The organism is Oleisolibacter albus (genome assembly GCF_003336875.1).
Lineage (GTDB): Bacteria > Pseudomonadota > Alphaproteobacteria > Azospirillales > Azospirillaceae > Niveispirillum > Niveispirillum album.
Map to the genome: position 1 here is coordinate 411,615 of NZ_QGNJ01000001.1, position 24,529 is coordinate 436,143.

Genomic DNA, 24,529 nt, shown 5'->3' on the forward strand with positions numbered 1-24,529 from the left:
ACCACATTATATCCATGTTGGGAAAAGATAATGTTGCGGAAAAACAAAAAGGGCCGCCGGATTGACCGGCAGCCCTTTCGCACTCGGGAGATGAGGGCTGGAAATCAGCCGACGATCTCGATCTCGGAGAAGAAGAAAGCAACCTCACGGGCCGCATTCTCAAGGCTGTCCGAGCCATGAACGCTGTTGGCCTCGATGCTCTCGGCGAAGTCCTTGCGGATCGTGCCCGGAGCGGCATTGGCCGGGTTGGTCGCGCCCATGATCTCGCGATTGCGGGCCACGGCGTTGTCGCCCTCGAGCACCTGGACCACGACCGGGCCCGAGATCATGAAGGAGACGAGGTCACCGAAGAAGGGGCGCTCACGATGAACGTCGTAGAACTTTTCGGCCTGGACCTTGGTGAGCTGCACGCGCTTCTGGGCAACGATGCGCAGACCGGCTTCCTCGAAGCGGGCGTTGATCTTGCCCGTCAGGTTGCGGCGGGTCGCATCGGGCTTCAGGATCGACAGCGTCCGTTCGATCGCCATGATTCATCTCCGTAAAAAACGCTGAAAAAGCTGCGGCCTTATATCCGTGGCCGGCGTCCGCCGCAACCGGGATTCGTGCGCCGACATCAGGGCGCACCGCACGGGAGCGGCCGGCAGGCCCTCGAGGCCCCCTCGCCCGCCCCCGCCTTCTATGCTACAGAGCCGGGCATGCTGCAAATCACCGATCTCACCTTCCGCATCGCCGGGCGCCTGCTGCTGGATCAGGCGTCGCTGACCGTCCCCGCCGGACACCGTGTGGCCCTGGTCGGTCGCAACGGAACCGGCAAATCGACCCTGCTGCGCCTGATCGGCGGCGAGTTGCAGCCGGATGGCGGCAGCATCACCCTGCCCGCCGGGGCCCGGGTGGGCTGGGTCCGGCAGGAAGCCCCGGCTGGCACCATGACTCTGATTGAGACGGTGCTGGCGGCCGACACCGAGCGCACGGCCCTGCTGGCCGAGGCGGACACCGCCACCGACCCGACGCGGATCGCCGAGATCCACGCCCGTCTGACCGATATCCAGGCCCATTCCGCGGAAGCGCGCGCCGCCCGCATCCTGTCCGGTCTCGGCTTCGATGCCGCGGCCCAGGCGCGTCCCTGCAGCGACTTCTCCGGTGGTTGGCGCATGCGCGTGGCTCTGGCCGGCGTGCTGTTCACCCAGCCCGACCTGCTGCTGCTGGACGAACCGACCAACCATCTGGATCTGGAAGCGACCCTGTGGCTGGAGGATTATCTGAAATCCTACCCGCACACGATCCTGATCGTCAGCCACGACCGGGAACTGCTGAACAAGGTTCCCACCAGCATCGTCCATCTGGACCAGCTGAAGCTCACGGCCTATAGCGGCAATTACGACACCTTCGTCCGCGTCCGCACACAGCGGCTGGAGAATCTCAAATCCCAGGCCGCCAAGCAGGACGCGCAGCGCGCCCATCTCCAGGCCTTCGTCGACCGCTTCCGCTCCAAGGCCAGCAAGGCCACCCAGGCGCAGAGCAAGCTGAAGGCCATCGAACGGCTGGGTCCCCGCATCCAGGTCATCGACGACACGCCCGTCAGCTTTAATTTTCCGTCGCCGGAGGAACTGGCGCCCCCCCTGATCGCCGTGGACGATGTCAGCATCGGCTATGACGACCGGGCGGTGCTGCGCAAGGTCTCGCTGCGAATCGATGCCGATGACCGCATCGCCCTTCTGGGTGCCAACGGCAACGGCAAGTCGACCCTGGTCAAGCTGCTGGCCGGGCGTCTGGCCCCGATGGCGGGCGAGATCCGGCGCTCGGGCAAGCTGCGTGTCGGCTATTTTGCCCAGCATCAGGCCGACGAGTTGAACCTGGACTGGACTCCGATCCAGCAGCTGGCGGCGGTGATGCCGCCGAACACCCATGAGACGTCCGTGCGTGGCCATCTGGGGCGGTTCGGGCTGGCGCAGCAGAAGGCCGAAACCAGGATCGGCGCCTTGTCCGGCGGCGAAAAGGCCAAGCTGCTGCTGGCCCTGATGACCCGCGACGCGCCGCACATCCTGATGCTGGACGAGCCCACAAACCATCTCGACATCGACAGCCGCGAGGCGCTGGTGGAGGCCCTGAACGATTATGCAGGAGCCGTCATCGTCATCAGCCACGACCCCCATCTGATCGAGCTGACGGCCGACCGGCTGTGGCTGGTCAATGACGGGACGGCGAAGCCCTTTGACGGAGATCTGGAGGATTACAAGCGCCTGCTGCTGGAAAAGGCCCGGGCCGAAGCCCGCGCCGACAAGGATGCGGACAGCAGCAAGACCAACCGCAAGGATGAGCGGCGGGCAGCGGCCGAGCTCCGTGCCCAGCTGGCGCCGCTGCGCCGGAAAGTCGAGGCAGTGGAGAAGCGCCTGACCCAGTTGCATACGAAAAAGGCGGCCATTGAAGCCAAACTGGCCGACCCGACGCTCTACACCGGCCCGTCGGACAGGGTTTCCGCGCTGCAGATCGATTTGGGGACCATCGGTCGGGACGTCGAGGCCGCGGAGATGGAATGGCTGGACCTCTCGGAGCAGTTGGAGCAGGCGAAAGCCGCTGCCGCGCTCTGAGCGCACATGCTGTCGGCAACCGGCTCTTGCTAATCCATCACGCCTGATCCGCATGGGCTGCAACTGCAGACGCCTACATGCGGGCTTGCATTCCTGCACAAACAGTTGCCCCATCACGGGCAGCGATGGGAACCCGGACGCGGTCCGGCGGGTTTGCCATCGGGACCTCCGTCGCAGACGGGCGCGCCGGCCAAAGCATTGCAATGTGCTGGTGCCCATGCCATCTCTGGACCGCCCTTCATTCCCAACGATATCAGGGACCATCCACCCGATGCCGCTCGATCGTGTTGAGGCCGCCACCGCTGGCAAGGCGCCCCATCCTGCCTGGCTGTTCTTCAAGCGTTGGATGGCCAATCCGCTCTCGATGGCCTCCATCACCCCCTCCTCCCCGTCGCTGTCCCGGCTGATCGCCCGTCAGGTGCGCCGCGATCCCGATGAGATCGTGGTGGAGTTCGGTGGCGGAACCGGAGCCATCACCAAGGCGCTGGTGGAGTGCGGCGTACCTCCGTCGCGGCTCTATACCATCGAGCGCGATCCGGAACTGGCCGCCTATCTGCGGCAGCATTTCCCCGATGTGAACATCGTCGAGGGCGATGTGCGCGACGTGCGCCAGTTGATCCCCTCGCAGTTCATCGGCAAGGTGGGCACCGTCGTCGTTGGCATTCCCATGATCCTGATCCCGCTCGAAGCCCAGCGGGTCATCGTGGACGAGATCTTCAAGATCATGCCGGATGACCGGCAGTTCCTGGCCTATACCTATTCCGCCCGCTCGCCGCTGAAGCGCAAGCCGCTGGGCATCACCGGACGCCGGGTCGGCTTCACCGTGGCCAATATCCCGCCGGCCAGCGTCTGGGGCTTCCGCAAAGCCTGATCGGACAGCGTGGAAGCAGACACCCCGGAAAGGGTCATCCACCCTTCCGGGGCGCGGCCGCCAGCAGACGGTCGGTCAGGGCCGGCGGCAGTACACCCAGCAGCCAGCTGACACAATAGGTCGGGAACGGGTAGGCGATGCGCGCCCGATTGGCCGCCAGGCCCCGCCGGATGATGGCCGCTGACCGCTCCGCATCCATCAGGAACGGCATGGGAAAGCGGTTGACCGCCGTCATGCGGGAGCGGACGAAGCCAGGGCAGACGACACTGACCTGCACCCCCTGTCCGGCCAGTTCCCCGCGCAACGCCTCGCCATAGATCCGGACCGCCGCCTTCGAAGCGCAGTAGGCCGGCGCGCCGGGAAGGCCGCGGAACCCGGCTAATGAACTGATCAGGGCCAGTTGCCCCCGCCGCCGCGCCAGCATGCGCGGGATCAGCGGATGCACGGTGTTCAGAACCCCGTCCAGATTGACGGCGAAGATGGACCGCGCCTGTTCCTCGCTTTCCCCCCCATCCCCGGTCCCGGCCGAAATGCCGGCATTGGCGATGGCCAGATCGATGGGATGGCGGTCGTCCTGCGCCTGCAGCCATGCCGCCATCGCCTGCCGGTCGGTGACGTCCAGCACCGCCCGTTCGACCACGGCTCCCCTGCTTTCGCATGCGTCTGCCACGGCGTGGAGACGCTGCGCGTCCCGCCCCGTCAGCAAAAGACGAATGCCGGGTGCCGCATAGGCCAGCGCCAGCGCCTCCCCGATTCCACTGGAACCGCCGGTGATCAGGATGGAGTGTGGATCGCGCATGATGCTCCCATGTCCAGTGCGGCGGGATACGGCCACCGATGATGAGGCATCGTCCGGCCGCCTCCCGACGATCCACGCCGACTTGTTGTGGGCGGACACGACCGCTATAAACCGGATTTAGCATTGCCTCCCTAACCAAATCGAGAGTCCGGTGACCAGCAAGACGCCTTCCACCAAAAGTCCGATCGCCAGCATGACCGGGTTCGCCCGTGCCGAGGGCAGCGATGGCACGACGCACTGGACGGTGGAGATCAAGAGCGTCAATGGCAAGACCCTGGACCTGCGCTGCCGGGTTCCCACGGGCTACGATGCTGTGGAGGCAGCCGCGCGCACCGAGGTGGCCCGGCAGCTCAAGCGCGGCAATGTCAGTGTCGGCCTCTCCGTCACCCGCTCCGCCACGGCCGCACCGCTGCGTCTCAACCGGGAGCTGTTGGCACAGATCATCGATCTGGCGCGCGAGATCGAAGGCGCCGGCGCCGAACGCCCCCGGATCGACGCGCTTCTGTCCGTCCGCGGTGTCATCGACACGGTCGAGACCGCGGAGTCGGACGATGGCCGTGCCGCGCTGGAAGCCGCCATGATCGGCAGCGTGGGCGAGGCGGTGTCACGGCTGGTCACGGCCCGCCTGGACGAGGGAGGCCATCTGCTGGCCGTGCTGACAACCCACCTGGATGAGATCGAGCGGCTGACCGCGGCGGCGGCCGATACGGCCTCTCTGCAACCCGACGCCATCCGCGAAAAGCTGCGCCAGCAGGTTCAGGCCCTGCTGGAGGCCTTGCCGGCGCTGCCGGAAGAGCGCCTGGCCCAGGAGGCCGCCCTGCTGATCGCCAAGGCCGATGTGCGGGAGGAATTGGACCGGCTGCGCGCCCATGTGGCCCAGGCCCGCGCGCTGCTGGCCGATGGCGGCGCCGTCGGCCGCCGGCTGGACTTCCTCTGCCAGGAATTCAACCGCGAAGCCAACACCCTCTGCTCCAAATCGGCCGACGTGGACCTGACTCGCATCGGTCTCGACCTGAAGGCGACCATCGAACAGTTCCGCGAACAGGTCCAGAATATCGAGTAAGCGGCCGCCGCAGGCCGCGCCCTTTCTTTTCCGTTCAACCGACCAGCCCCGGCGATCCATCCATGTCCAGCTTTTCCAGCACAGTTCCTGCCGATACCGACAGCCTGCCCGGCCATATCCACCGCCGGGGCCTGATGCTGGTGCTGTCGTCGCCGTCCGGCGCCGGCAAGACCACCATCTCCCGCCGCATGCTGGACCTGGACGCCAACCTGTCCATGTCGGTTTCGGTGACCACCCGTGCCATGCGGCCGGGCGAGGTGCATGGCCGGGATTATTTCTTCATCGATCCCACCGAGTTCAACATGATGGTGAACCGGCGCGATCTGCTGGAACACGCCAAAGTGTTCGACAACTACTACGGCACGCCGAAATCCGCCGTGGAACAGGCGCTCCAGGCCGGCAAGGACGTGCTGTTCGACATCGACTGGCAGGGCACGCAGCAGCTGAAGGAAGCCGCCCGCGACGATCTGGTCAGCATCTTCATTCTGCCGCCCGGCGCCCGCGAACTGGAACGGCGGCTGACGGGGCGGGCCCAGGACAGCGCCGAGGTCATCGCCAAGCGCATGGCCAAGGCCAATGACGAGATGAGCCACTGGTCGGAATACGACTATGTCATCGTCAATCGCGACGTGGAGGAATCGGTCGCCGCCGTCCGCGCCATCCTCCAGGCCGAACGGCTGCGCCGCCGCCGCCAGATCGGCCTCAGTGAATTCGTGCGCGGCCTCCAGGCCGGTCTGTAATCCTGAACGAAGCCCCGGCCGACGGCTGGGGCTTCCTGCCGCCGCCGCGGTTCAGTCCTGCGGCAGCGGGTCAGGCGCCCGCGTCCGCATGGTCACGAATTCCTCCGCCGCCGTCGGATGCAGACCGATGGTCCGGTCGAAGGTCTGCTTGGTCGCCCCGGCATTCATGGCCACGGCGATGCCCTGGATCATCTCCGGCGTGTCGGCTCCGACCATGTGACAGCCCACCACCTTCTGCGTCGCCCGCTCCACCACCAGCTTCATCATGGTCCGCTGGTCGCGTCCGGACAGCTGATGCCGCATCGGCTTGAAGCTGCTGCGATAGATATCGACGGCGCCAACGCTGGCCCTGGCCTGCTCCTCGGTCAGACCGACGGTCGCCACCGGCGGGAGCGAGAACACCGCGGTCGGGATGTTGTCATAGTTCACCGCCCGCCCTTCCAGCCCGGCGAACAGGCGGTCCGCCAGCACATGCCCCTCGTTCAGCGCCACCGGCGTCAGGTTCACGCGGTTGGTGACGTCGCCGATGGCGTAGATGGACGGGACGCTGGTCTGGTAATGCTCGTCGACCTTGACGGCGCCGGTGCCGTCCAGCTCGACACCCACCTCCTCAAGCCCCAGTCCCCGGCTCATGGGATGCCGGCCGATGGCGTACAGAACGGCATCGCATTCCAGAACACTGCCGTCCGACAGCGTCGCCAGCAGACAGTCGCCCGATTTCTCGATGCGGTTGATGACGGTGTTGTAGCGGACATCGACACCGGTCTTCAGGATCTCTTCCGAGACGAACTCCCGGATATCGCGGTCAAAGCCGCGCAGGATCTGCTTGCCGCGGTAGAGCTGCGTGACCTTGGCCCCCAGCCCGTTGAAGACGCAGGCGAACTCCGTGGCGATATAGCCGCCGCCGGCCACCACCAGCCGCTTGGGGAACACGGGCAGGGAAAACACCTCGTTGGAAGTGATGCCGTACTCACGCGCGCCGGGTTGGTCCGGCAATTCCGGCCAGCCGCCCGTGGCGATCAGGATCCGTTCAGCCGTGATCCGCTGGCCGGCCACCTCCACGGTGTGGGCATCGGTCAGGACCGCGCGGCCCTCGAAGATCGAGACACCCGCCCCTTCCAGCAGCCGGCGATAGATGCCGTTGAGCCGCCCCACCTCCTTGGCGACAGCCGCCTGCAGAGCCGTCCAGTCGTGGCTGGTCACCCCCACGTTCCAGCCGAAGCCGGCCGCATCGGCGAAGCCGTAGGCATATTCGGCGGCGTTCACCAGCAGCTTCTTGGGAACGCAGCCGACATTGACGCAGGTTCCCCCGAAATAGCGGTCCTCAGCGATGGCGACCCGCGCCCCGTGCTGGCCGGCGATCCGGGCCGCGCGGACGCCGCCGGACCCGGCACCGATGACGAAGAGGTCGAAATCATAGGCTGCCACGGCGTCTCTCCCGGCCTGGATCGTGGATCTCCTTTCTTACTTGCAATAGAGGGTCGGCTTCGTCCAGCCCGCCGCACCGGGGCAAGCCATGCGGCTGCCCGTCTCCTTTTCCCCTTGTCACCGCGGCAGCGAATCCCCACCGCGCACGACAATTTCCGCCCGGCAGCGAGAGCGTCGCAGCGACGGCCCGCGGTCAGGCCCGGGCCAGGACCGGTTCTGCAAGCGCCGGATGGCGCCGGGCCAGCATCTGGCGCACGGCATCCTCCACCTTGGCCGGATCCAGCGGCTTCTGCATCAGCGGCAGATCATCGGCATCGTCCGCGCCGGCATCCATCTGCCAGCCTGTCATCAGCAGCACGTCCAGCTTCAGCTGGTACCGCATCTCACGCGCGGCGGCCAAACCGTCCGTCCCCTTGGCCAGGCGGACATCGACCAGGGCGACATCGGGACGGTGATAATCGGCCAGGGCCACGGCACGCGGCGCGGTCGACGCCAGTCCGCAGATCTGGCAGCCCATGTTGGACAGCAGATTCTGCAACATAAGCGCCGTTACCGCATCGTCTTCGACGATCAGGACTCGAGGCTGCTCGGACATGATCCCCTCACTTTCGCGGTTACGACAGGCCGGAATGTGGCGAGGATGAGTTTCCGGGCGGCGCAGGCCAACGTCACCTGAGCATTCGGCGGTCCTCTTCGGCGCCGCCTTTTCGCCGCCGGATGGGGTAGCCCCTCGCAGGGGCGGTGCGATTGGACCGGGGGATGCCGCTTAATGGCAGGGAACAAACACGCCTGCCCATGCACAGGCCGCAATCCAGGCGGCAATCCAAACGGCACACCGCCTCCCGCGCTGTGCCGCAGCAAAGATGCCGGGCGTGGCCACCCGTAGCAGCCACGCCCGGACACTGGCCGCTTGACCGTCCGTTACTTCAAGCCGCCCATCAGCAGATATTTGATCTCGAGATAATCCTCGATCCCGTACTTGCTGCCTTCCCGGCCGATCCCGCTCTCCTTGACGCCGCCGAAGGGGGCGACCTCGGAGGAGATGATGCCTTCGTTGATGCCGACGATGCCGTACTCCAGCGCTTCCGCCACCCGCCAGACCCGGCCGATGTCGCGGCTGTAGAAATAGGCCGCCAGACCGAACTCGGTGTCGTTGGCCATGCGGATAGCCTCCGCCTCGTCGCTGAACTTGAACAGCGGCGCCAGTGGCCCGAACGTCTCCTCGCGCGCCACCTTCATCGCGGTGGTGACGTCGGTCAGGATGGTCGGCTCGAAGAAGCTGCCCCCCAGGCCGTGCCGCTTGCCGCCCAGCGCGATCCTGGCGCCCTTGGCCACGGCGTCCTGGATATGCTCCTCCACCTTCTCGACAGCGGCCCTGTCGATCAGCGGCCCGATCAGCACGCCGTCATCGGCACCGTTGCCGACCTTCAGGGCACGGACGGCCTCGCCCAGCTTGCGGGTGAAAGCCTCGTAGACCCCATCCTGGACCAGGATGCGGTTGGCGCAGACGCAGGTCTGGCCGGCATTGCGGTACTTCGAGGCGATGGCCCCCTTCACGGCGGCATCGAGATCGGCATCGTCGAAAACGATGAACGGCGCATTGCCGCCCAACTCCATGCTGACCTTCTTCACCGTGCCGGCGCATTGCTGCATCAGCACCTTGCCGATCTCGGTGGAGCCGGTGAAGGAGAGCTTGCGCACGATGGGGTTGGCGGTCATCTCGCCGCCGATGGCGCGGGCGGACCCGGTGACGACGCTGATGATGCCGGCCGGAACGCCAGCCCGCTCCGCCAGCACCGCCATGGCCAGGGCGCTGTAAGGCGTTGCCGATGCCGGCTTGATCACCATGGGGCAACCGGCGGCCAGGGCCGGGCCGGCCTTGCGGGTGATCATGGCGGCCGGGAAGTTCCAGGGCGTGATGGCGGCGGTGACGCCGATGGGCTCCTTCACCACCACCACGCGGGCATCGGCCTTGAAGGTGGGGACGACATCGCCATAGACGCGCTTGCCCTCCTCCGCGAACCACTCGAGGAAGCTTGCGGCATAGGCGATTTCGCCCCGGCTTTCCGCCAGGGGCTTGCCCTGCTCCGCCGTCATCAGCCGGGCCAGATCCTCCTGGTTGGCCAGCATCAGTTCGAACCAGCGGCGCAGGATGCCGGCCCGCTCCTTGGCCGTCTTGGCCCGCCAGGCTGGCCAGGCCGTATTGGCGGCGGCAATGGCGCGGCGGGTCTCCTCCGCCCCCATGTCCGGCACGGTGCCCAGCGTCGCCGCCGTGGCCGGATTGGTGACGGTGATGGTCTTGCCGCTGTCGGCATCGACCCAACGGCCGGCGATGAAGGCCTGCTGGCGGAACAGGCCGGGGTCCTTCAAGCCCAGGCGGCCGACGGCATCGGAGAGATGACGGTCCATGGTGCATTCTTCCCAGGTTAAGGCGTCCGATCTGCCGCAAGGTGGGCGGCATCTTCGGCTTCTGACAGGACCTTAACGCGGGGGCTGCCATGCCGGAACCCCTTCCGGCCGGCCGCCGGCAAGCACCGTCAGCCTTTCGTCGCCTTCGCCGCCTTCTCCGCCCGCTTGCGCTCGCGCAGGCGGGCAGCGGTGCCGATCCTGTTCTCCTGCGGGACACGGGCGATGGCCAGACTGTCGGCCGGAACCGTCTTCGACACCACCGTGGCCGCCGCCACATAGGCCCCGTCCTCCAGCGTCACCGGGGCGATCAGGGTGCTGTTGGAGCCGACGAAGACCCCGCCGCCGATCCGCGTGCGGTGCTTCAGGAAGCCGTCATAGTTGCAGGTGATGGTGCCGGCACCGATGTTGCTGCCGCCGCCCACATCGCTGTCACCGAGATAGCTGAGGTGGTTGGCCTTGGCACCCGCGCCCAGATTGGTGTTCTTCAACTCCACGAAGTTGCCGATATGGCAGCCCTCGCCCACCACCGTACCCGGACGCAGACGGGCATAGGGGCCGATCTGGGCACCGGCTTTCACCACCACCCCTTCGAAATGGCAGAAGGGCTTGATCTCCGCCCCGTCCTCCACGCGGACGCCGGGACCGAACACCACATTCTGCCCCACCAGCACATCCCGCCCCAGGCGGGTGTCGGCCGAGAAATAGACCGTGTCCGGGTCCAGCAGGGTGGCCCCGTTCTCCATGGCGGCGCGGCGCATGCGGCCCTGGAAGATCGTCTCGAGGCCCGCCAGTTCCACCCGGGAATTGACGCCCAGCGCATCCTCCACCGGCCCTTCGACCACGGCGCAGCGCCAGCCACGGCCACGGGCCACGGCCACGGCATCGGTGAGGTAATATTCGCCCTTGGCATTGTCGTTGCCGATGCCGGCGATCAGGGCCGGCAAACGCGCCCCGTCGAAGGCCATGAAGCCGGCATTGCACAGGCCGACGGCCCGCTCCTGCGGCGAGGCGTCCAGGAACTCCACGATCCGCTCCAGCCCGCCATCGGACCCCAGCAGCAGCCGGCCATAGCTGCCGGGATCGGCCGGACGCATGCCCATGACCACCACGGCCGGATCCCCCCCGCCCCGGCGGGCGGCGATCATGGCCCGCAGGGTCTCCGGGCGGATCAGCGGGGTATCGCCATAGAGCACCAGCACATCGCCCGCGAATCCGTCGAGCAGCGGCAGGGCCGCCGCCAGGGCATCGCCGGTTCCGGCCTGGCGCTGCTGCACCACGGTGGAATGGGGGGCGACAGCCTTCGCCACGCTGTCCATGCCGGGACCGACCACGACGATGATGCGGTCTGGGTCGAGCGCCGCGGCGGCATCCAGCACATGCCCGACCATGGGCTTACCCCCCAGGGGGTGCAGCACCTTGGGCAGGGCTGACTTCATGCGGGTTCCCTTGCCGGCGGCAAGGATCACACAGGCGATCGGACGCTGGGTCATGGCACGCAGTCGGTTTCAGCGGTTACAGCATCCGCACTTGCTGCCACACTCTCCCGTCCGCTGCCACCGTCACCTGACCCGGACCATGAAAATGCCCTGTTCCGCCCTGGACCGTTTCCCCGCCGTGCTGTTCGACCTGGACGGCACCCTGATCGACAGCGCCGATGAGATCGGCACCGGCCTCAATGCCCTGCTGGCCGAGTACAGCCTTCAGCCGGTCACGCCGACTCAGGTGCGCCAGTTCATCGGCGATGGCGCACCGAAGCTGGTGGAACGCGGATTCGCCGCCAACGGTGTCACCCTGGCCGGCGACGACCTGAAGACCGCGGTGGACCGTTTCGTCACCCTCTATGCCGACGTGCCCACCAGCCGCGAATCGCTCTATCCCGGCGTGCCGGAAACCCTGCGCACCCTGGCCGCCGACGGCCACCGGCTGGGGCTGTGCACCAACAAGCCCAGCTCGGTCACCCGGCTGCTGCTGACGGAGCTGGGGCTGTCGCCCCTGTTCGGGGCCGTCGTCGGCGGCGATACGCTGGCGGAGCGCAAGCCCAGCCCGGCCCCGCTGCTCTGGGCCATGGAGCGGCTGGGCCAGACCCGGGCCGGGGCCGTCATGGTGGGCGACAATGCCAACGACGTGGCCGCCGCCCGCGCCGCCGGCATCCCCGTCATCGCCGTGGCCTATGGCTATCCGCGCATGCCGGTGGCCGAGCTTGGCGCCGATCTGGTCATCGAGCAGTTCGCCGCCCTGCCGGAGGCGCTGGCCCGTCTGGCGGCGGGCTGAACCCCTCGCCGCCAGACCAGCGGTCCTCAGGGACCGGACGCGGCGGTGGCGTCGGCCTGCCGGCCCACAATCTCCACCCTGGCCAGATGCACCAGCACCGGGCCGAGCGGGCTGTCCGCCTGCATCTTCACCGGAACCGGCGGGGCACCGGGACGTGGCGGGGCCAGCCAGAAGGTGACGTCGCCCCCCCGCCCCGACCGTCCCTGCCGTTCATCCCGGTCGCGACGGCTGTCCTGCTCCTTCCAGCGGCCCGCCAGCGGCTTGTAGTCGAGGCCGCAGGCCTTGGCCGGGCCGGCGAAGCTGGACAGGTCGGATGCCGGCAGCACCTCGTCACCCCGGGGCAGGAAGGAGAGATCGTAGCGCTGGCGCCCGTCATAGACGGGCACGGTGACGCCGCAATCCTTCCCCGCCGCCACCGAGACCAGGGCCGCCACCATGGCCGAGAGCGGGTCGACCGTGTGGGGCAGCAGGCTGGCGGGCACCGGCTCCCGATCCTCCTCCGGCTTCGGTTCGGCCACGGTCAGGGCCGGCACGCCCTCGGCATCATAGGTCAGGGTCGTGTTGCGCGGCTGCGAGCGCCAGGCGCCGACCGAACGGTAGAGATCGGGCTTGGGCAGCGGTCCCTGTCCCAGTTGCCCGGTGGCCAGCACATCGGTGCGCCAGTCGGCCACGCGCCCCAGGAACCCGTCCGTGGCCGCCTGCAGGCCGATACGGTAGCGGTCCGGCGCCATGCCCAGATGGGCGGTGGCGTCCAGCATATGGAGGCCGCCGACATAGACCGCATAGCCCAGCCGCAGATCGCCGGGCTGCGGCTGCCCGTCCTCCGCCAGAGCCGGCGCCAGGACCGGCGTTGCCGCCAGCAGGGTCAGAACGGCGAGGATGGGTCTGACCATGGCTTCGTTCTCCTCTGTCGGCGGCGCGATACATCGTATCAAGACAGGCCCATCAACATAGGCACGACTGTGCCGGACACAACAGCGGCATGGGGAAAACAGGGCGGACCGGGGCATGCCCCCGCGTCCGGCCCACCGATGAACTTTTTTTCGATTTGGGCGTTGACAGCCCCCCCGGCGGCGCCCTATAAGCCCGCCCACACCGCACGACGGTCGGATGGGCGCGTAGCTCAGCGGGAGAGCATCGCCTTCACACGGCGGGGGTCGTAGGTTCAATCCCTACCGCGCCCACCATCCGAACCCCTCCTGAAAATCAGGGTGAGACAACGCCCAGGCACAGCGCCTGTGGCGGTTTTGTCATATCCGCTTCATCCCGCATCCATCGGCCCGCGTCCATCGGCCCCGCATCCATCGGCAAGGAACCCTTTCCAGTCTTCCGCCGTTGCTGCGTTCGATACGGGCAGTGGACCCGGACGGAGAACGCGGGAGATCGACATGGATATCATCGTCACGCTGATCATCGGCCTGCTGGCCGGCATCGTGGCCAAGTTCCTGATGCCGGGCCGCGACCCCGGTGGATTCATCATCACCACCCTGTTGGGCATTGCCGGTGCCTTTGTCGCCACCTATCTGGGTCAGGCCATCGGCTGGTACCGCGCCGGCGAGGGGGCCGGCTTCATCGGTGCCGTCATCGGTGCCGTCATCCTGCTGGCCATTTACCGTATGATTGCCGGCCGCCGGACCACGACCACCACCTACTGACGGGCGGCACAGGCTGGCCGGCGCAGACCCACCCGGCGTCAGGGGGTCTTCTGCCGGCCGGCCGCCTTGTCGGCCAGCTGGCGGGAGCGCCAGAGCCAGGGCGGCTCGACCCGGCCGGCCCACAGGCCCCGACGGTAGGACATGGCTCTGACCTCCTCGGCCGTATAGTCGTCGGCAACGGGCCGATAGGCCAGGGCATAGCCGGTCAGCACCATCAGCGCGGCGAGGTCGCGCCCGCCCGCCGTGCAGACCCCCAGCTTCTGCGCCGGTGGCGACGGCTTCAGCGTGCAGTCCACGGGCTGGCCGCCGATCAGCCGCTCCAGCGCCGTGCGCGCCAGCTCAAAACAGTCATACTCCACGCCGCGCACATTCTTGCAGCGCTGCTCCTTGTCCGGCGCGTCGATGCCGAACAGCCGGATATCCTGGCCGCTGACGCTGACCAGATCCCCTTCCTTGGCCGTGGCCTTGCCCTTCACCGTCTCCGCCGCGGCCGGTGACACCAGCGACAGCAGCAGCAGAACCATGCCGATCCGACGCGTCATAGCAGCCGTGGCGCCTCATCCACCGGCGGCGGCGCCGGCTGGATGAGGTCCGCCCCCTGGGTGCGGACGGAATTGACCCGCGGCGACACCGGCCGCAGCGTCAGGACATGCTCCGGTGCCGGGCACAGCAGCGCCAGCAGATCCCGCGGTGCTGTGGCCGGATCGAGCCAGGCCGCCCAGTCCGCCGGGTCCAGCACCACCGGCATGCGGTCGTGCAGACGGCGCATGGTCCCGTTGGCGTCCGTGGTGATGATGGTGGCCGTGCGCAGCGGACGGTCCGGCGCCGCGCCGGCAGGCGCCGATGCGGGTCCGGTCCAGCTTTCCCACAGGCCGGCGAAAGCCAGGACCGGCATGGCCGCCCTGTCCGCCGGGAGGATGTAGAAGGGCTGCTTGCGGCCCGCCCGCCCCCCGGCCGCCTGCCACTCATAGAAGCCATCGGCCGGGATCAGGCAGCGGCGGGCGCGGAAAGCCGAACGGAAGGCCGGCTTCTCCGCCACCCCGTCGGCGCGGGCATTGATCATGCGGGACCCGATCCCGGGCTCCCTGGCCCAGGCCGGCACCAGCCCCCAGCGCAGCCGCTGCAGATGCCGCTGCCCGCCGGCATCGCGGGTCACGGCGGCGATATCCTGCGTCGGCGCCACGTTCCAGCGCGGCTCCAGGTTCGGCAGGTCGCCGAACCCGAACAGCCGGGCCAGCTCCGCCACCGGCGTTGCCTGAACGAACCGTCCGCACATCACCCGTGTCCCCTGGTTTGCGGCGTCACAGTAGCAGCCCGAGGACGCCGCCGGAATGCCGGCGCGTCGCCGCCGGACCAGAGCCGACACTGAAGCGACCAAAGGCGACATAAGGCGACCCAAGGGCGACTAAAGTGACATCGGCCGTCCCGCATGTCGCCTGTTACCCCCTTGAAAAACTATGACTATTTTCCTTAAGGTGACAAACGCAACGGATTTTCGTTTCCGGTCGCCTTTGGTGCGTTAAGCTGAAAACCATGTCTTTTACTCCCGCTCGAAACTGACCAGACGTTCATGACCCCCGGAGCAGGAAACCATATTTTAGGATTTTTGTCCAATGACGGACCTGTGCGCGCCGCCGGGCAGGCAGAAGACGGCGGCGGCCCCGTGCCGGCGGCCGGGACCACAGGCCGCCGGCGGAAGACGCGGGGTCTTCTATCACCGGCAAGGGGCGGCTATGGTCGGCCGGACGCCCCCGACCGATGGACCCCGCCGATGCCAGACCTGTCCTCCCTGCTGATGCCGGTGCGTGCGGCGGCCGAGGCCGCGGCGCGGGCCATCCTGGTGGAGTATGAGGCCGGGGCCACGGCCCGGCGCAAGGCCGACGGCAGCCCGGTGACGGCGGCCGACACGGCGGCGGAGGCGGTGATCCTGCCGGCGCTGCGCGCCCTGACCCCGGACATCCCCATCGTGTCGGAGGAGGCCAGCGCCGCCGGCATCGTGCCGGACGTGTCGGCCGGCCTGTTCTGGCTGGTCGACCCGCTGGACGGGACCAAGGAATTCATCAAGCGCAACGGCGAATTCACCGTGAACATCGCCCTGGTGCGGGCGGGCAGCCCGGTGCTGGGCGTGGTGCAGGTACCGGTCACCGGTGTGCTCTATGCCGGGATCGTCGGCCAGGGTGCCGTGCGCAGCGATCCCGGCCAGCCCGACCGGCCGATCCGGGCGCGGCCGGCCCCGGCGGACGGGCTGACGGTGCTGACCTCGCGCTCCCACGCCGACAACGAGGCCCTGAGCGCCTTCTTGCAGGACTATGCCGTGAAGGAGCGGCTGGCCGCCGGCAGCTCGCTGAAATTCTGCCGCATCGCCGAGGGCGACGGCGATCTGTATCCGCGGCTGGGGCCCACCTGCGAATGGGACACGGCGGCCGGCCATGCCGTGCTGGCCGCGGCCGGCGGCGCGGTGGAGACGCTGGACGGTCAGACGCTGCGCTATGGCAAGCCGGGCTTCCTCAACCCGCATTTCCTGGCCCGCGGCCGGGGACGACACGCAGAAGGATAGGCCGGCAGTTTTTCCCGGCCACTACCCCTTTGGCGGCGCCGTGGTTAATCCCCGGGTAGGAAACCCGGTCCAAGCTCGGCCTATCACCCGGACCAAGGGGATGGGCCATGACCACGCTGACGCTGCCGCCGCTGCCGTCCTTGAAGGACAAGCTGATCACCCTGCTGATCTGGGTCAGCATGCTGGGCGCCGCCTGGTCGTTGCCGGTGCTGGACTATGTGGCCGACCAGCGCGAGCGGGCCAAGATGGAGTCCGGCGTCTATTACACGCCGAAGATGCCGGCCAGCTGGTACCTGCAACAGGGCGAGTAAGACGCTCCCACCGGCGGCCCCTGGCGGATGTGCGTCGCGGAAACGCGGGCGACACCGGGGGCGATCATCGAGAATGCCTCGCGCGAACACCGACGGACAGGGAACAGGCTGCGGCATGGATGCTGAGGCATCCGTGGTGCGGAGGCATCCGTGTTGTCCGCGCGGGCCGTCCGTGTGCTTGGTGGTCAGGGCCGGAACCGGCAGCGGGCCTGTCCGCAGGAGGGCACCGGGGGTCCGGCCGACGGGGGCGCCTGTGGCCCCTGGATCCTCCGCCTGCGCGGAGGATGACGCGGGAGAGGGGCGGAGGAGGACGCGGAGGGAGCGGAGGAGGACGCGGGAGCGGGCCGGAGGAGGATGCGGGAGCGGGGGCGGAGGAGGACGCGGGAGGGAGCGGAGGAGGACGCGGAGGGAGCGGCAAGGGGATGGGCAAGCCCCTTGACGGAGCCCGGGCCGCGCCGTCATCTGGCGGCCATGTCCCCTGCTCCCATCTCCGCCCTGCCCGCGACCCTGTGCGATGCCGCCCTGGCGGTGCTGACCACGGCTGCGCCCGCTGAAAAGGTGCGGCTGACCCGGCTTTATGCCGCGGCCTGGCGCGACGGGCGCATCGCGGCGTTGGGCACGGCGCGGCCGCCGGCCCGACCGGCGCGCCCCGAACGGCCGGAGCTGCGGCTGCCGCGTGACATGCCGAAACGGCGCAAGGCCCAGAGCCTGGCCGGGCGCATCGCCCTGCTGCACGCCCTGGCCCATATCGAACTGAACGCCATCGATCTGGCCTGGGACATCGTGGCCCGCTTCCCCACCCTGCCCGACGGCACGGCGCTGCCGCGCGGCTTCCAGGACGACTGGGTGCAGGTGGCCGACGACGAGGCCAGGCACCATGCCCTGCTGGAGCAGCGGCTGAACGCGCTGGGCGCCTCCTATGGCGACCTGCCGGCCCATGACGGGCTGTGGCAGGCCAGCGAAGCCACGGCGCACGACCTGCCGGCGCGGCTGGCCGTGGTGCCCCTGGTGCTGGAGGCGCGCGGGCTGGATGTGACGCCGGCCATGATCGACAGCCTGAACCGGGCCGGCGACCCGGCGGCAGCAGAGGCGCTGCAGATCATCCATGACGAGGAGATCAGCCATGTGGCGGCCGGCCGCCGCTGGTTCCAGGCCTGCGCCGACGCCAGCGGCCGCGACGCGCAATCCTGGTGGCAGGAGCTGGTGCGCACCTGGTTCAACGGCGTGCTGAAACGCCCCTTCAATGAACCCAGCCGCAGCCGCGCCGACTTCCCCGCCGACTGGTACGAGCCGCTGGGGGTGGCGTAAGCCGGCGGTTCCCGGAGCAGGCGGACGCGACCGGCCACTGGCCGCTGGGATCGAGTCGGACCTGTCGAGCGGATAGACCCAGGCTTGCGAAGGCGGGAGCGCGGTCGCAACCGGCCCTGCGATAGGAAAAAACGGGTGGAACCGGCGCAAAGACCCGATAAATCGGCAAATATCCCTATTCCATGTAGGCAAGCCACAGCACGGATGCTAGATTTCGTAGCAGCAAAGACGCGGCACAACCATCCGTAGGAAATCCAAAGACAAGCGCCGATCAACACCGGACAGACGCCAGATCCGGTGCCCGTTGGCACTGTGGGTGTCTCTGTCATCCTAACCATTTTGACTGCTGTTCGGGAGTGCGCCTGTCCGATAGAACGGAATGGCGCCAACCTTGCTTGCGCCCCGTTATCTGCATAGACTGACGTCTTTTGGAGAAGGCCATGCCGGCACAGTCGCGGATAAGGTCAGAGCGGCGGTCCGTCGCCTGGAAGCCTCTGCTGGAGGCTCGCCGCGACGAGATCATGCGCATGCCGGGCGTGATCGGTGTCGGTATCGGCGGTTATGATGGTGCGGAGCATGTGGTGGTCACCGTCCGGCCGGGCAGTGATGCCGAAGCCATCCGCGCGGCATTGGCCGGACTGCGGGTCGAGATCAAGAAGTCCGGCCCCTACCGGCTGTATTGACGCCGCACGTTTGACGCCGCACGACCGGCGCCCCACGTTTGACTCCCCACATGATCGATACTCCACGACCGACGGTCCGCAACCCGCCGCGGCGAGCCTTCGGCGGGGGCTTCCAGGCGACGGGCCGCCTAGCGGACAGACCCGTCCGCATCCGGTCGGACTCAGGCCAGATCGACGTCGAAGATACTGCGGATGTGATTGAACTCGGTGCAGAGCGACTCCTCCCCCTGGCCGCCGATCAGCAATCCGACGGGACGGCGGCCACTCTGCTCGAAGACGAGGCTGCCCGAGTCACCCGGCCGTGAAAAGGGCCGCCGGTCGCCAGAGCGGATGGTGAACAGGTCACGCCCCTGCCAGCCATCGGCGAACAGGATGCTCTGCTCCGTTTCCGTGACATGGCCGACCCGGTAACGGCTGGCGGCCCCGACCATGGCCACGCGCAGACCCAGCACCGACCAGCCCTCATCCCAGGGGGCCGGCCTGTCATTCCACGCATCGGCCCAGCGGCGGATCAGCTTGGGCGGCCGCCGCAGCCGGGGAAATTCGTTGCGGACCTGGGCGGCCAGGGCCGGATCAAGCCCGATCAGGCAGGCGTCATGCTCCTCATCCCAGCGCTCGGCCGTACCCAGAGGCTGGGGGCGGCGCAGTAACCCGCCACGGGCATTGGACGGGCTGACAACCGGTCCCGGACCGGCAAGGACATGCCAGGCGGTCAAGGCGTACAGCCGGCCATCCGCCCCCCCGCGCAGGAAACACCCGCAGGTGCCGATACTTTGCCGGTCATCGGCATGGCTGAGACAGGCCCCCATCCGGGCCTGCCGCACCGGCGGCGTCCAGGGGCGGACATGCACCGGCATGCCGGCAAAGCCGCGGGCGAAATGCGCCCGCGCCCGGGCCACGAGGTCGAGGTCATTGCTTTTCAGCACAATCGGATAATGGCCGCAGAATCGCGGGCGCCCCCGCCCGGCCGGCACACCGATCGACAGGCTGAGGCAGGACAGGCCGGGTTTCACGCCCATGGCACCGCGAGAAGCCGTGGGCGGAAGCCATTGCGGCAGCAGGCGCTCCAGTTCGGCCCGCGCCCCCAGCAGATCCTGGCGGTAGCCCAGGCTGGGCACCTCCTGGCGGCGGCGGGCCAGACCGCCACGCCGCACCGGCCGGACAGCATCCGACCCGCCTTTCCACCCCCCTTCGGAATCGTGCCTTTTCCCTGCGGCAATCGTCACGGCCGCTGCGCTGCGCGAGTGCATTCCCAAGTCGTGACGCCCCATGAACGAATTTCACGACAAAAATCTATTTGACCGTGTATCGCATATCCATGAAAAAATCGATTCCGGCCATAGGACTGATCAGTAACCAACGGCAGGATCCGAGCAGGAGTGCCAGCATGGCGGGTGGAGCTGACGCGGCAACCATGGCCGCAACCATGGCGACAGGCGTGGCGGCCGGTGCGGAGGTTGCCGGGGCCGGTCTGCGCATCACCGGCGCCATCGCCGGTGCCGCCTGCATGGAGGCCCTGCGCATCTACAAGAGCGCCGCCCCGGACATCGAACTGACCAAGGCACGGACCTATGTCTGGCTGGTGTTGGCCTGCTTCATCGCCGGCTGCCTGGGCTGGATCAGCGAGGGGGTGACGCTGGTGAACGCCTTCGTCCTGGGCGTCGGCGGACCGGCCTTCATCGGCCGGCTGGTTGCGGAGTCGGAGCAGCCTCACGGCAGCCGGCCGGCCCCCCCGCAGGCTTCCCCGGCGGCCACGCCGGAGGCGGTCCGCCACGCCGGCACCCAGCCGCCGTTCCTGACCGACCTGCGCCGCTGGCTGGCCCGGTGACGCCGAAGCCGCGGCGCGGCCAGGGCGATCCGGTGGGGACGGGAGGCGTCCCGGCGCCGGATCAATCCCGCCGGGCGGCGCGGCTGCCGGTCTTCAGCGCGGCGAGCACATCGCTGCTGGGCTCGCCGATCACCGGGCGGTTGGAGTCGATCTCGAACTGGCGGATGGCGTCGCGCGTGCGTGGTCCGACGCGGCCGTCGGCCGGACCGGGCCAATAGCCGCGGCGCAGAAGCTCCTCCTGGATCTGCACCGCCTGCGTCGGCTCCTGCGGCCGGTGGGGGCTGTAGACCTTGGGCAGGGCGAAACGCAACCGGTCCAGCAGGGCCGGGCTGGGGCAGCCATCCACCTGCAGCCCGGCCTGGGACTGGTAGTGACGGATGGCGGTGACGCTGTTGCGGCCAGCGCGGCCGTCGGGGCGGCCGGTATCGAAGCCCAGCACGGCCAGCTCCTGCTGCACCGCCTTGACCATGGCCGTCTGCTGCATCTCGGTCAGGCCGGTGCGCGGGCAATCGGCCCGGCGCTGCGCCGCATCGGCCGGCGCGGACAGCAGGAACGCGGCGGTGATCCCCGCCAGGGCGGGCGCAGACAACAGAAGGCGCGTCATCGTCATCGGTCTCCGGAGATGAGGCGGAAAGCATCCGCCGCGAGCATGGCAACAGCATGGCAGGGGATGGCAGCGCGGCCAGCGTTACATCCCTGTTACACGGACAAGACTTGGCGCCCCGCCGCCAGCCGCTAGGATGGGGCGACTTTACCCATCCGCCGACCGGAGTTCCTGATGTCGTCCTGTACCCGCCGCACGGCCCTGTCGGGCCTTCTCGCCGTCAGCGCCGCCCCTCTGCTGCCGGGCTGGGTCCGGGCCGCGGGCGCCGCCCCGGCGCAGACGGCGGAGGACGCCAAGGTCCTGGCCTTCCTGGAACAGGCCTGGCAGCAGGCGCTGGCGCGCAGCCCGGAAATGCGGACCCAGCTGGGCCTGCCCGGCCCGCATGACAGCTGGACCGTGGCGGACGAGGCCTTCCTGGCCGAGGGGCACCGGCTGGCCCAGGACAACCTGAAGCGCATCCGCGCCTTCAAGGCAGAGTCGCTGTCGCGGCCGGTGCATGTCAGTGCCCGCCTGTTCGAGGTGCAGATGGTGGAGCAGGTGCGCGCCTATGGCTGGCGCGACCACCAGTACGCCGTCAGCCAGCTGGAGGGGCCGCACACCAACATTCCCTCCTTCCTGATCGGCTATCACGCCGTCGCCTCCGCCGCCGATGCCCGGGATTACGTCACCCGGCTGGAGCGCGCGCCGCTGGTGCTGGATGCCGCCGTGGCGCATCTGCAGCGGGCCGCGGCCAAGGGCATCATGCCGCCGGCCTTCAGCTATCCGCGCATCCTGGTCGCCGCCCGCGCCGTGCTGACCGGCGTGCCGTTCGAGTCGGCGGCCAAGAGCGACAGCCCGATCCTGGCCGACCTGAAGGAGAAGGTGGCGGCGCTGGAGATCCCGCTGGCCGACAAGGGCGCGCTGATCGCCGCCGGCAACCGGGCGCTGACGGAGAAGCTGGCACCGGCCTACCGCCACTTCATCGCCGCCATCGAGGCCATGCAGACGCGCCAGAGCCGCAGCGACGGCGCCTGGGCCCTGCCGGACGGTGCTGCCTATTACAAGGACCGCATCTTCTCCGTCACCTCGCTGGAGCTGGAGCCGGAGGCCATCCATGAGCTGGGGCTGAAGGAAACCCAACGGCTGCACGGGGAGATGCAGGCGGTCATGACGGTGCTGGGCTTCACCGGCACGGTGCGCCAGTTCTTCGACCATATCCGCACCTCGCCGGACCTGCGTTTCCCCGACAGCGAGGCCGGGCGCAAGGAGTATCTGGCCACCGCGACAGCCTATATCGACGAGATGAAGGCGCGGCTGGACGAATTCTTCATCACCAAGCCCAAGGCCGACATTGTGGTGAAGCCGGTGGAGGCCTTCCGCGAGAACGCCACCCCCAGCGCCTTCTACGAGCAGTCCAGCCCCGACGGGAAGCGTCCCGGCGTGTTCTATGCCAACCTGTCCGACATGTCGGTGCAGACGCGGCACGACCTGCAATCGCTGTGCTTCCACGAAGCCATCCCCGGTCACCACATGCAGGTGGCCATCGCCCAGGAGATGGAGGGCCTGCCCACCTTCCGCCGCTTCGGCTTCGACGTGGCCTATGGCGAGGGCTGGGCCATGTATTCCGAGCGCATGGCCAAGGATTTCGGCTTCTACAAGGAGCCCTGGTCGGAGGCCGGCCGCATCGCCTCGGAGCTGTTCCGCGCCGGGCGGCTGGTGGTGGACACCGGCATCCACCACAAGAAATGGACGCGCGAGCAGGCCATCGCCTGGATGGCCGAGAACACGGCCAACAGCCTGGCCGACAACGAGAACGAGATCGAGCGCTACTTCGTCTGGCCCGGCCAGGCGCTGGGCTACAAGATCGGCATGAACAAGATCCTGGACCTGCGCGAGACGGCCCGGCGGGAGCTGGGGCCGAAATTCGACCTGCGCGGCTTCCACGAGGTGGTGCTGACCAACGGCTCGGTGATCCTGCCGGTGCTGGAGGAACTGGTCCTGGCCTGGATCGACGACGTGAAGCGGGGGGCGTGACCCCCCGAGGCGGTTCAGCCCCCCGGCACCAGCGTCAGCCGCATCGGCTTGGCCCCGGGGGGCTCCGCCTGTGCGGAGGGCGGCGCCATGAAGATCCGTGGCGCCATGAAAAAGGCCCGCAGCGTGGCTGCGGGCCTCATTACGGTCGGCAGGAGATCAGGCCGCGGCCTCGTCCCCCTGGCCCTTGATGCGGTGGGCCAGAGCGGCCTGGAGGAACTGGTCCAGGTCGCCGTCCAGCACGCCGCCGCTGTTGCTGGTCTCCACCCCGGTGCGCAGGTCCTTCACCATCTGATAGGGCTGCAGCACGTAGGAACGGATCTGGTGGCCCCAGCCGATGTCGGTCTTGGTGGCCTCCAGGGCGCTGGCCGCCTCCTCGCGCTTGCGCAGCTCCATCTCATAGATGCGGGCGCGCAGCATGTCCCAGGCCTTGGCCCGGTTCTTGTGCTGGCTGCGCTCCTGCTGGCAGGACACGACGATGCCGGTGGGGATGTGGGTGAAGCGGACCGCCGAATCCGTCTTGTTGACGTGCTGACCGCCGGCACCCGAAGCACGGAAGGTATCGACCTTCACGTCCTTCTCGTTGATCTCCACCACGATCTTGTCGTCGATCACCGGGGTGACGGCGACGGAGGCGAAGCTGGTGTGACGCCGCGCCTGGCTGTCGAAGGGGCTGATGCGCACCAGGCGGTGCACGCCCGACTCCGTCTTCAGCCAGCCATAGGCATTGTGGCCCTTGACCTGGATGGTCGCGGACTTGATGCCGGCCTCTTCGCCGTTGGTCTCGTCCAGCAGATCGACCTTGTAGCCGTGCTGCTCGGCCCAGCGCGTGTACATGCGCAGCAGGATCAGGGCCCAGTCCTGGGCCTCGGTGCCGCCGGCGCCGGCATTGACTTCCAGGAAGCAGTCGTTGGGATCGGCTTCACCGGAGAGCAGGCTCTCCAGCTCCATCTTCGCCGCCCGCTCGCGCAGCGCGGCCAGCGTGGTCTGGGCGTCGTCGATGAGGCTTTCGTCCCCCTCGGCCTCGGCCATTTCCACCAGTTCCAGCGTGTCGCGCAGCTCCTGCTCGACCTGGCGGGTGCCGGTCAGCGCGCTGTCGAGCTGGTTCTTCTCCCGCAGCAGCTTCTGCGCCCGCTCGGGATCGTTCCAGAGATTGGGGTCTTCGGTCAGCGCATTCAGTTCATCGAGGCGGAACAGGGATTTCTCCCAGTCAAAGATGCCTCCTCAGCAGGGCCAAGGACTGTTCAACAGCCTCGGCCACCGCTTGGATCTCGGCCCGCATGGCGGTCTCCTGTCGATCAAGGGTGAGTCGGTTTCACGGACTCGACGGAACGTAACGGATTCGTCAAGGACGAACCCGTTATGTAGCGGCCGCGGGCCGGAACGCCAAGACTCTTTGCACCG

Annotated in this window: 24 protein-coding genes and 1 tRNA gene; 13 read left to right on the top strand and 12 right to left on the bottom strand. The window is 68.2% G+C overall.

The features are described 5' to 3' along the window. Positions 1-104 precede the first annotated feature (104 nt). Positions 105-527, bottom strand: a complete 423-nt coding sequence (ndk, locus tag DK368_RS01950) for a nucleoside-diphosphate kinase (RefSeq protein ID WP_114391850.1) — start codon at positions 525-527, stop codon at positions 105-107. Positions 528-695: 168 nt separating this feature from the next. Between ndk and DK368_RS01955 the strand changes: the two genes are divergently transcribed. Both DK368_RS01955 and DK368_RS01960 read left to right on the top strand, forming a co-directional pair. Then, complete coding sequence (locus DK368_RS01955) at positions 696-2,588, top strand: ABC-F family ATP-binding cassette domain-containing protein (protein ID WP_114391851.1); 1,893 nt, start codon at positions 696-698, stop codon at positions 2,586-2,588. 271 nt (positions 2,589-2,859) lie between these two features. Then, positions 2,860-3,459 (top strand): class I SAM-dependent methyltransferase, encoded by a 600-nt coding sequence (locus DK368_RS01960; protein ID WP_114391852.1) that lies wholly within the window; start codon positions 2,860-2,862, stop codon positions 3,457-3,459. 34 nt (positions 3,460-3,493) lie between these two features. On the opposite strand, the gene DK368_RS01965 is transcribed toward DK368_RS01960, so the two are convergent. After that, the gene (locus tag DK368_RS01965; protein ID WP_114391853.1) at positions 3,494-4,258 is read right to left on the bottom strand and encodes an SDR family NAD(P)-dependent oxidoreductase; all 765 of its coding nucleotides are present in this window, start codon (positions 4,256-4,258) and stop codon (positions 3,494-3,496) included. A 193-nt stretch (positions 4,259-4,451) separates the two neighbouring features. On the opposite strand from DK368_RS01965, the gene DK368_RS01970 reads away from it, so the two are divergent. Together DK368_RS01970 and gmk are read left to right on the top strand one after the other, a co-directional pair. Continuing rightward, positions 4,452-5,321, top strand: a complete 870-nt coding sequence (locus tag DK368_RS01970; protein WP_114392086.1) for a YicC/YloC family endoribonuclease — start codon at positions 4,452-4,454, stop codon at positions 5,319-5,321. Between the two features lie 62 nt (positions 5,322-5,383). Then, on the top strand, positions 5,384-6,061 hold the full coding sequence (gmk, locus tag DK368_RS01975) for a guanylate kinase (protein ID WP_114391854.1): 678 nt from the start codon (positions 5,384-5,386) through the stop codon (positions 6,059-6,061). 51 nt (positions 6,062-6,112) lie between these two features. On the opposite strand, the gene gorA is transcribed toward gmk, so the two are convergent. The 4 genes from gorA to glmU all read right to left on the bottom strand — a co-directional run bounded on the left by gorA (position 6,113) and on the right by glmU (position 11,388). Continuing rightward, the gene (gene gorA, locus DK368_RS01980; RefSeq protein WP_114391855.1) at positions 6,113-7,489 is read right to left on the bottom strand and encodes a glutathione-disulfide reductase; all 1,377 of its coding nucleotides are present in this window, start codon (positions 7,487-7,489) and stop codon (positions 6,113-6,115) included. A 193-nt stretch (positions 7,490-7,682) separates the two neighbouring features. Further along, positions 7,683-8,084, bottom strand: a complete 402-nt coding sequence (locus DK368_RS01985; protein WP_114391856.1) for a response regulator — start codon at positions 8,082-8,084, stop codon at positions 7,683-7,685. Between the two features lie 326 nt (positions 8,085-8,410). Then, positions 8,411-9,898, bottom strand: coding sequence for an NADP-dependent succinate-semialdehyde dehydrogenase (gabD, locus tag DK368_RS01990; RefSeq protein WP_114391857.1), 1,488 nt, complete (start codon positions 9,896-9,898; stop codon positions 8,411-8,413). Positions 9,899-10,026: 128 nt separating this feature from the next. Continuing rightward, complete coding sequence (gene glmU, locus DK368_RS01995) at positions 10,027-11,388, bottom strand: bifunctional UDP-N-acetylglucosamine diphosphorylase/glucosamine-1-phosphate N-acetyltransferase GlmU (RefSeq protein WP_114391858.1); 1,362 nt, start codon at positions 11,386-11,388, stop codon at positions 10,027-10,029. 91 nt (positions 11,389-11,479) lie between these two features. Here glmU and gph point away from each other — a divergent pair, with 91 nt between their 5' ends. Continuing rightward, on the top strand, positions 11,480-12,169 hold the full coding sequence (gene gph / locus DK368_RS02000; protein ID WP_114391859.1) for a phosphoglycolate phosphatase: 690 nt from the start codon (positions 11,480-11,482) through the stop codon (positions 12,167-12,169). A gap of 26 nt (positions 12,170-12,195) precedes the next feature. Here the strand turns inward: gph and DK368_RS02005 are convergent, their stop codons facing one another. After that, entirely contained in the window at positions 12,196-13,062 is an 867-nt protein-coding gene (locus DK368_RS02005) for a DUF3108 domain-containing protein (RefSeq protein ID WP_162305820.1), read from the bottom strand. Between the two features lie 219 nt (positions 13,063-13,281). Here DK368_RS02005 and DK368_RS02010 point away from each other — a divergent pair. Both DK368_RS02010 and DK368_RS02015 read left to right on the top strand, forming a co-directional pair. Continuing rightward, positions 13,282-13,356, top strand: a tRNA-Val gene (locus DK368_RS02010). A gap of 201 nt (positions 13,357-13,557) precedes the next feature. Then, complete coding sequence (locus DK368_RS02015; RefSeq protein ID WP_114391861.1) at positions 13,558-13,824, top strand: GlsB/YeaQ/YmgE family stress response membrane protein; 267 nt, start codon at positions 13,558-13,560, stop codon at positions 13,822-13,824. A gap of 38 nt (positions 13,825-13,862) precedes the next feature. Here DK368_RS02015 and DK368_RS02020 read toward each other — a convergent pair whose 3' ends face one another. Together DK368_RS02020 and DK368_RS02025 are read right to left on the bottom strand one after the other, a co-directional pair. Beyond that, positions 13,863-14,348 carry a thermonuclease family protein gene (locus DK368_RS02020; RefSeq protein ID WP_240002292.1) on the bottom strand — a complete coding sequence of 162 codons (486 nt, stop codon included), beginning with the start codon at positions 14,346-14,348 and terminating at the stop codon, positions 13,863-13,865. A 14-nt stretch (positions 14,349-14,362) separates the two neighbouring features. Next, positions 14,363-15,100 carry an SOS response-associated peptidase gene (locus DK368_RS02025; RefSeq protein WP_114391863.1) on the bottom strand — a complete coding sequence of 246 codons (738 nt, stop codon included), beginning with the start codon at positions 15,098-15,100 and terminating at the stop codon, positions 14,363-14,365. A gap of 495 nt (positions 15,101-15,595) precedes the next feature. Between DK368_RS02025 and cysQ the strand changes: the two genes are divergently transcribed. The 4 genes from cysQ (at position 15,596) to DK368_RS21200 (ending at position 18,683) form a co-directional block, all read left to right on the top strand. After that, complete coding sequence (gene cysQ, locus DK368_RS02030) at positions 15,596-16,381, top strand: 3'(2'),5'-bisphosphate nucleotidase CysQ (RefSeq protein ID WP_114391864.1); 786 nt, start codon at positions 15,596-15,598, stop codon at positions 16,379-16,381. Between the two features lie 107 nt (positions 16,382-16,488). Continuing rightward, a complete protein-coding gene (locus DK368_RS02035) occupies positions 16,489-16,692 on the top strand; it encodes a hypothetical protein (RefSeq protein WP_114391865.1) in 204 nt (67 codons plus the stop codon). 471 nt (positions 16,693-17,163) lie between these two features. After that, entirely contained in the window at positions 17,164-18,000 is an 837-nt protein-coding gene (locus DK368_RS02040) for a ferritin-like domain-containing protein (RefSeq protein WP_114392087.1), read from the top strand. 440 nt (positions 18,001-18,440) lie between these two features. Continuing rightward, positions 18,441-18,683 (top strand): hypothetical protein, encoded by a 243-nt coding sequence (locus DK368_RS21200; RefSeq protein WP_155524438.1) that lies wholly within the window; start codon positions 18,441-18,443, stop codon positions 18,681-18,683. A gap of 161 nt (positions 18,684-18,844) precedes the next feature. On the opposite strand, the gene DK368_RS02045 is transcribed toward DK368_RS21200, so the two are convergent. Further along, on the bottom strand, positions 18,845-19,837 hold the full coding sequence (locus DK368_RS02045) for a chymotrypsin family serine protease (protein ID WP_114391866.1): 993 nt from the start codon (positions 19,835-19,837) through the stop codon (positions 18,845-18,847). 233 nt (positions 19,838-20,070) lie between these two features. Here DK368_RS02045 and DK368_RS02050 point away from each other — a divergent pair, with 233 nt between their 5' ends. After that, positions 20,071-20,511 carry a hypothetical protein gene (locus DK368_RS02050; RefSeq protein WP_155524439.1) on the top strand — a complete coding sequence of 147 codons (441 nt, stop codon included), beginning with the start codon at positions 20,071-20,073 and terminating at the stop codon, positions 20,509-20,511. Positions 20,512-20,572: 61 nt separating this feature from the next. Here the strand turns inward: DK368_RS02050 and DK368_RS02055 are convergent, their stop codons facing one another. Then, positions 20,573-21,115 carry a peptidoglycan-binding domain-containing protein gene (locus DK368_RS02055; RefSeq protein WP_162305821.1) on the bottom strand — a complete coding sequence of 181 codons (543 nt, stop codon included), beginning with the start codon at positions 21,113-21,115 and terminating at the stop codon, positions 20,573-20,575. A gap of 174 nt (positions 21,116-21,289) precedes the next feature. Between DK368_RS02055 and DK368_RS02060 the strand changes: the two genes are divergently transcribed. Continuing rightward, positions 21,290-23,128, top strand: a complete 1,839-nt coding sequence (locus tag DK368_RS02060; protein WP_114391869.1) for a DUF885 domain-containing protein — start codon at positions 21,290-21,292, stop codon at positions 23,126-23,128. A gap of 156 nt (positions 23,129-23,284) precedes the next feature. On the opposite strand, the gene prfB is transcribed toward DK368_RS02060, so the two are convergent. After that, a protein-coding gene (gene prfB / locus DK368_RS02065; RefSeq protein ID WP_114391870.1) for a peptide chain release factor 2 occupies positions 23,285-24,407 on the bottom strand; the annotation gives its coding sequence in 2 pieces (ribosomal slippage) (positions 23,285-24,337 and positions 24,339-24,407; 1,122 coding nt in all). Positions 24,408-24,529: the final 122 nt, after the last annotated feature.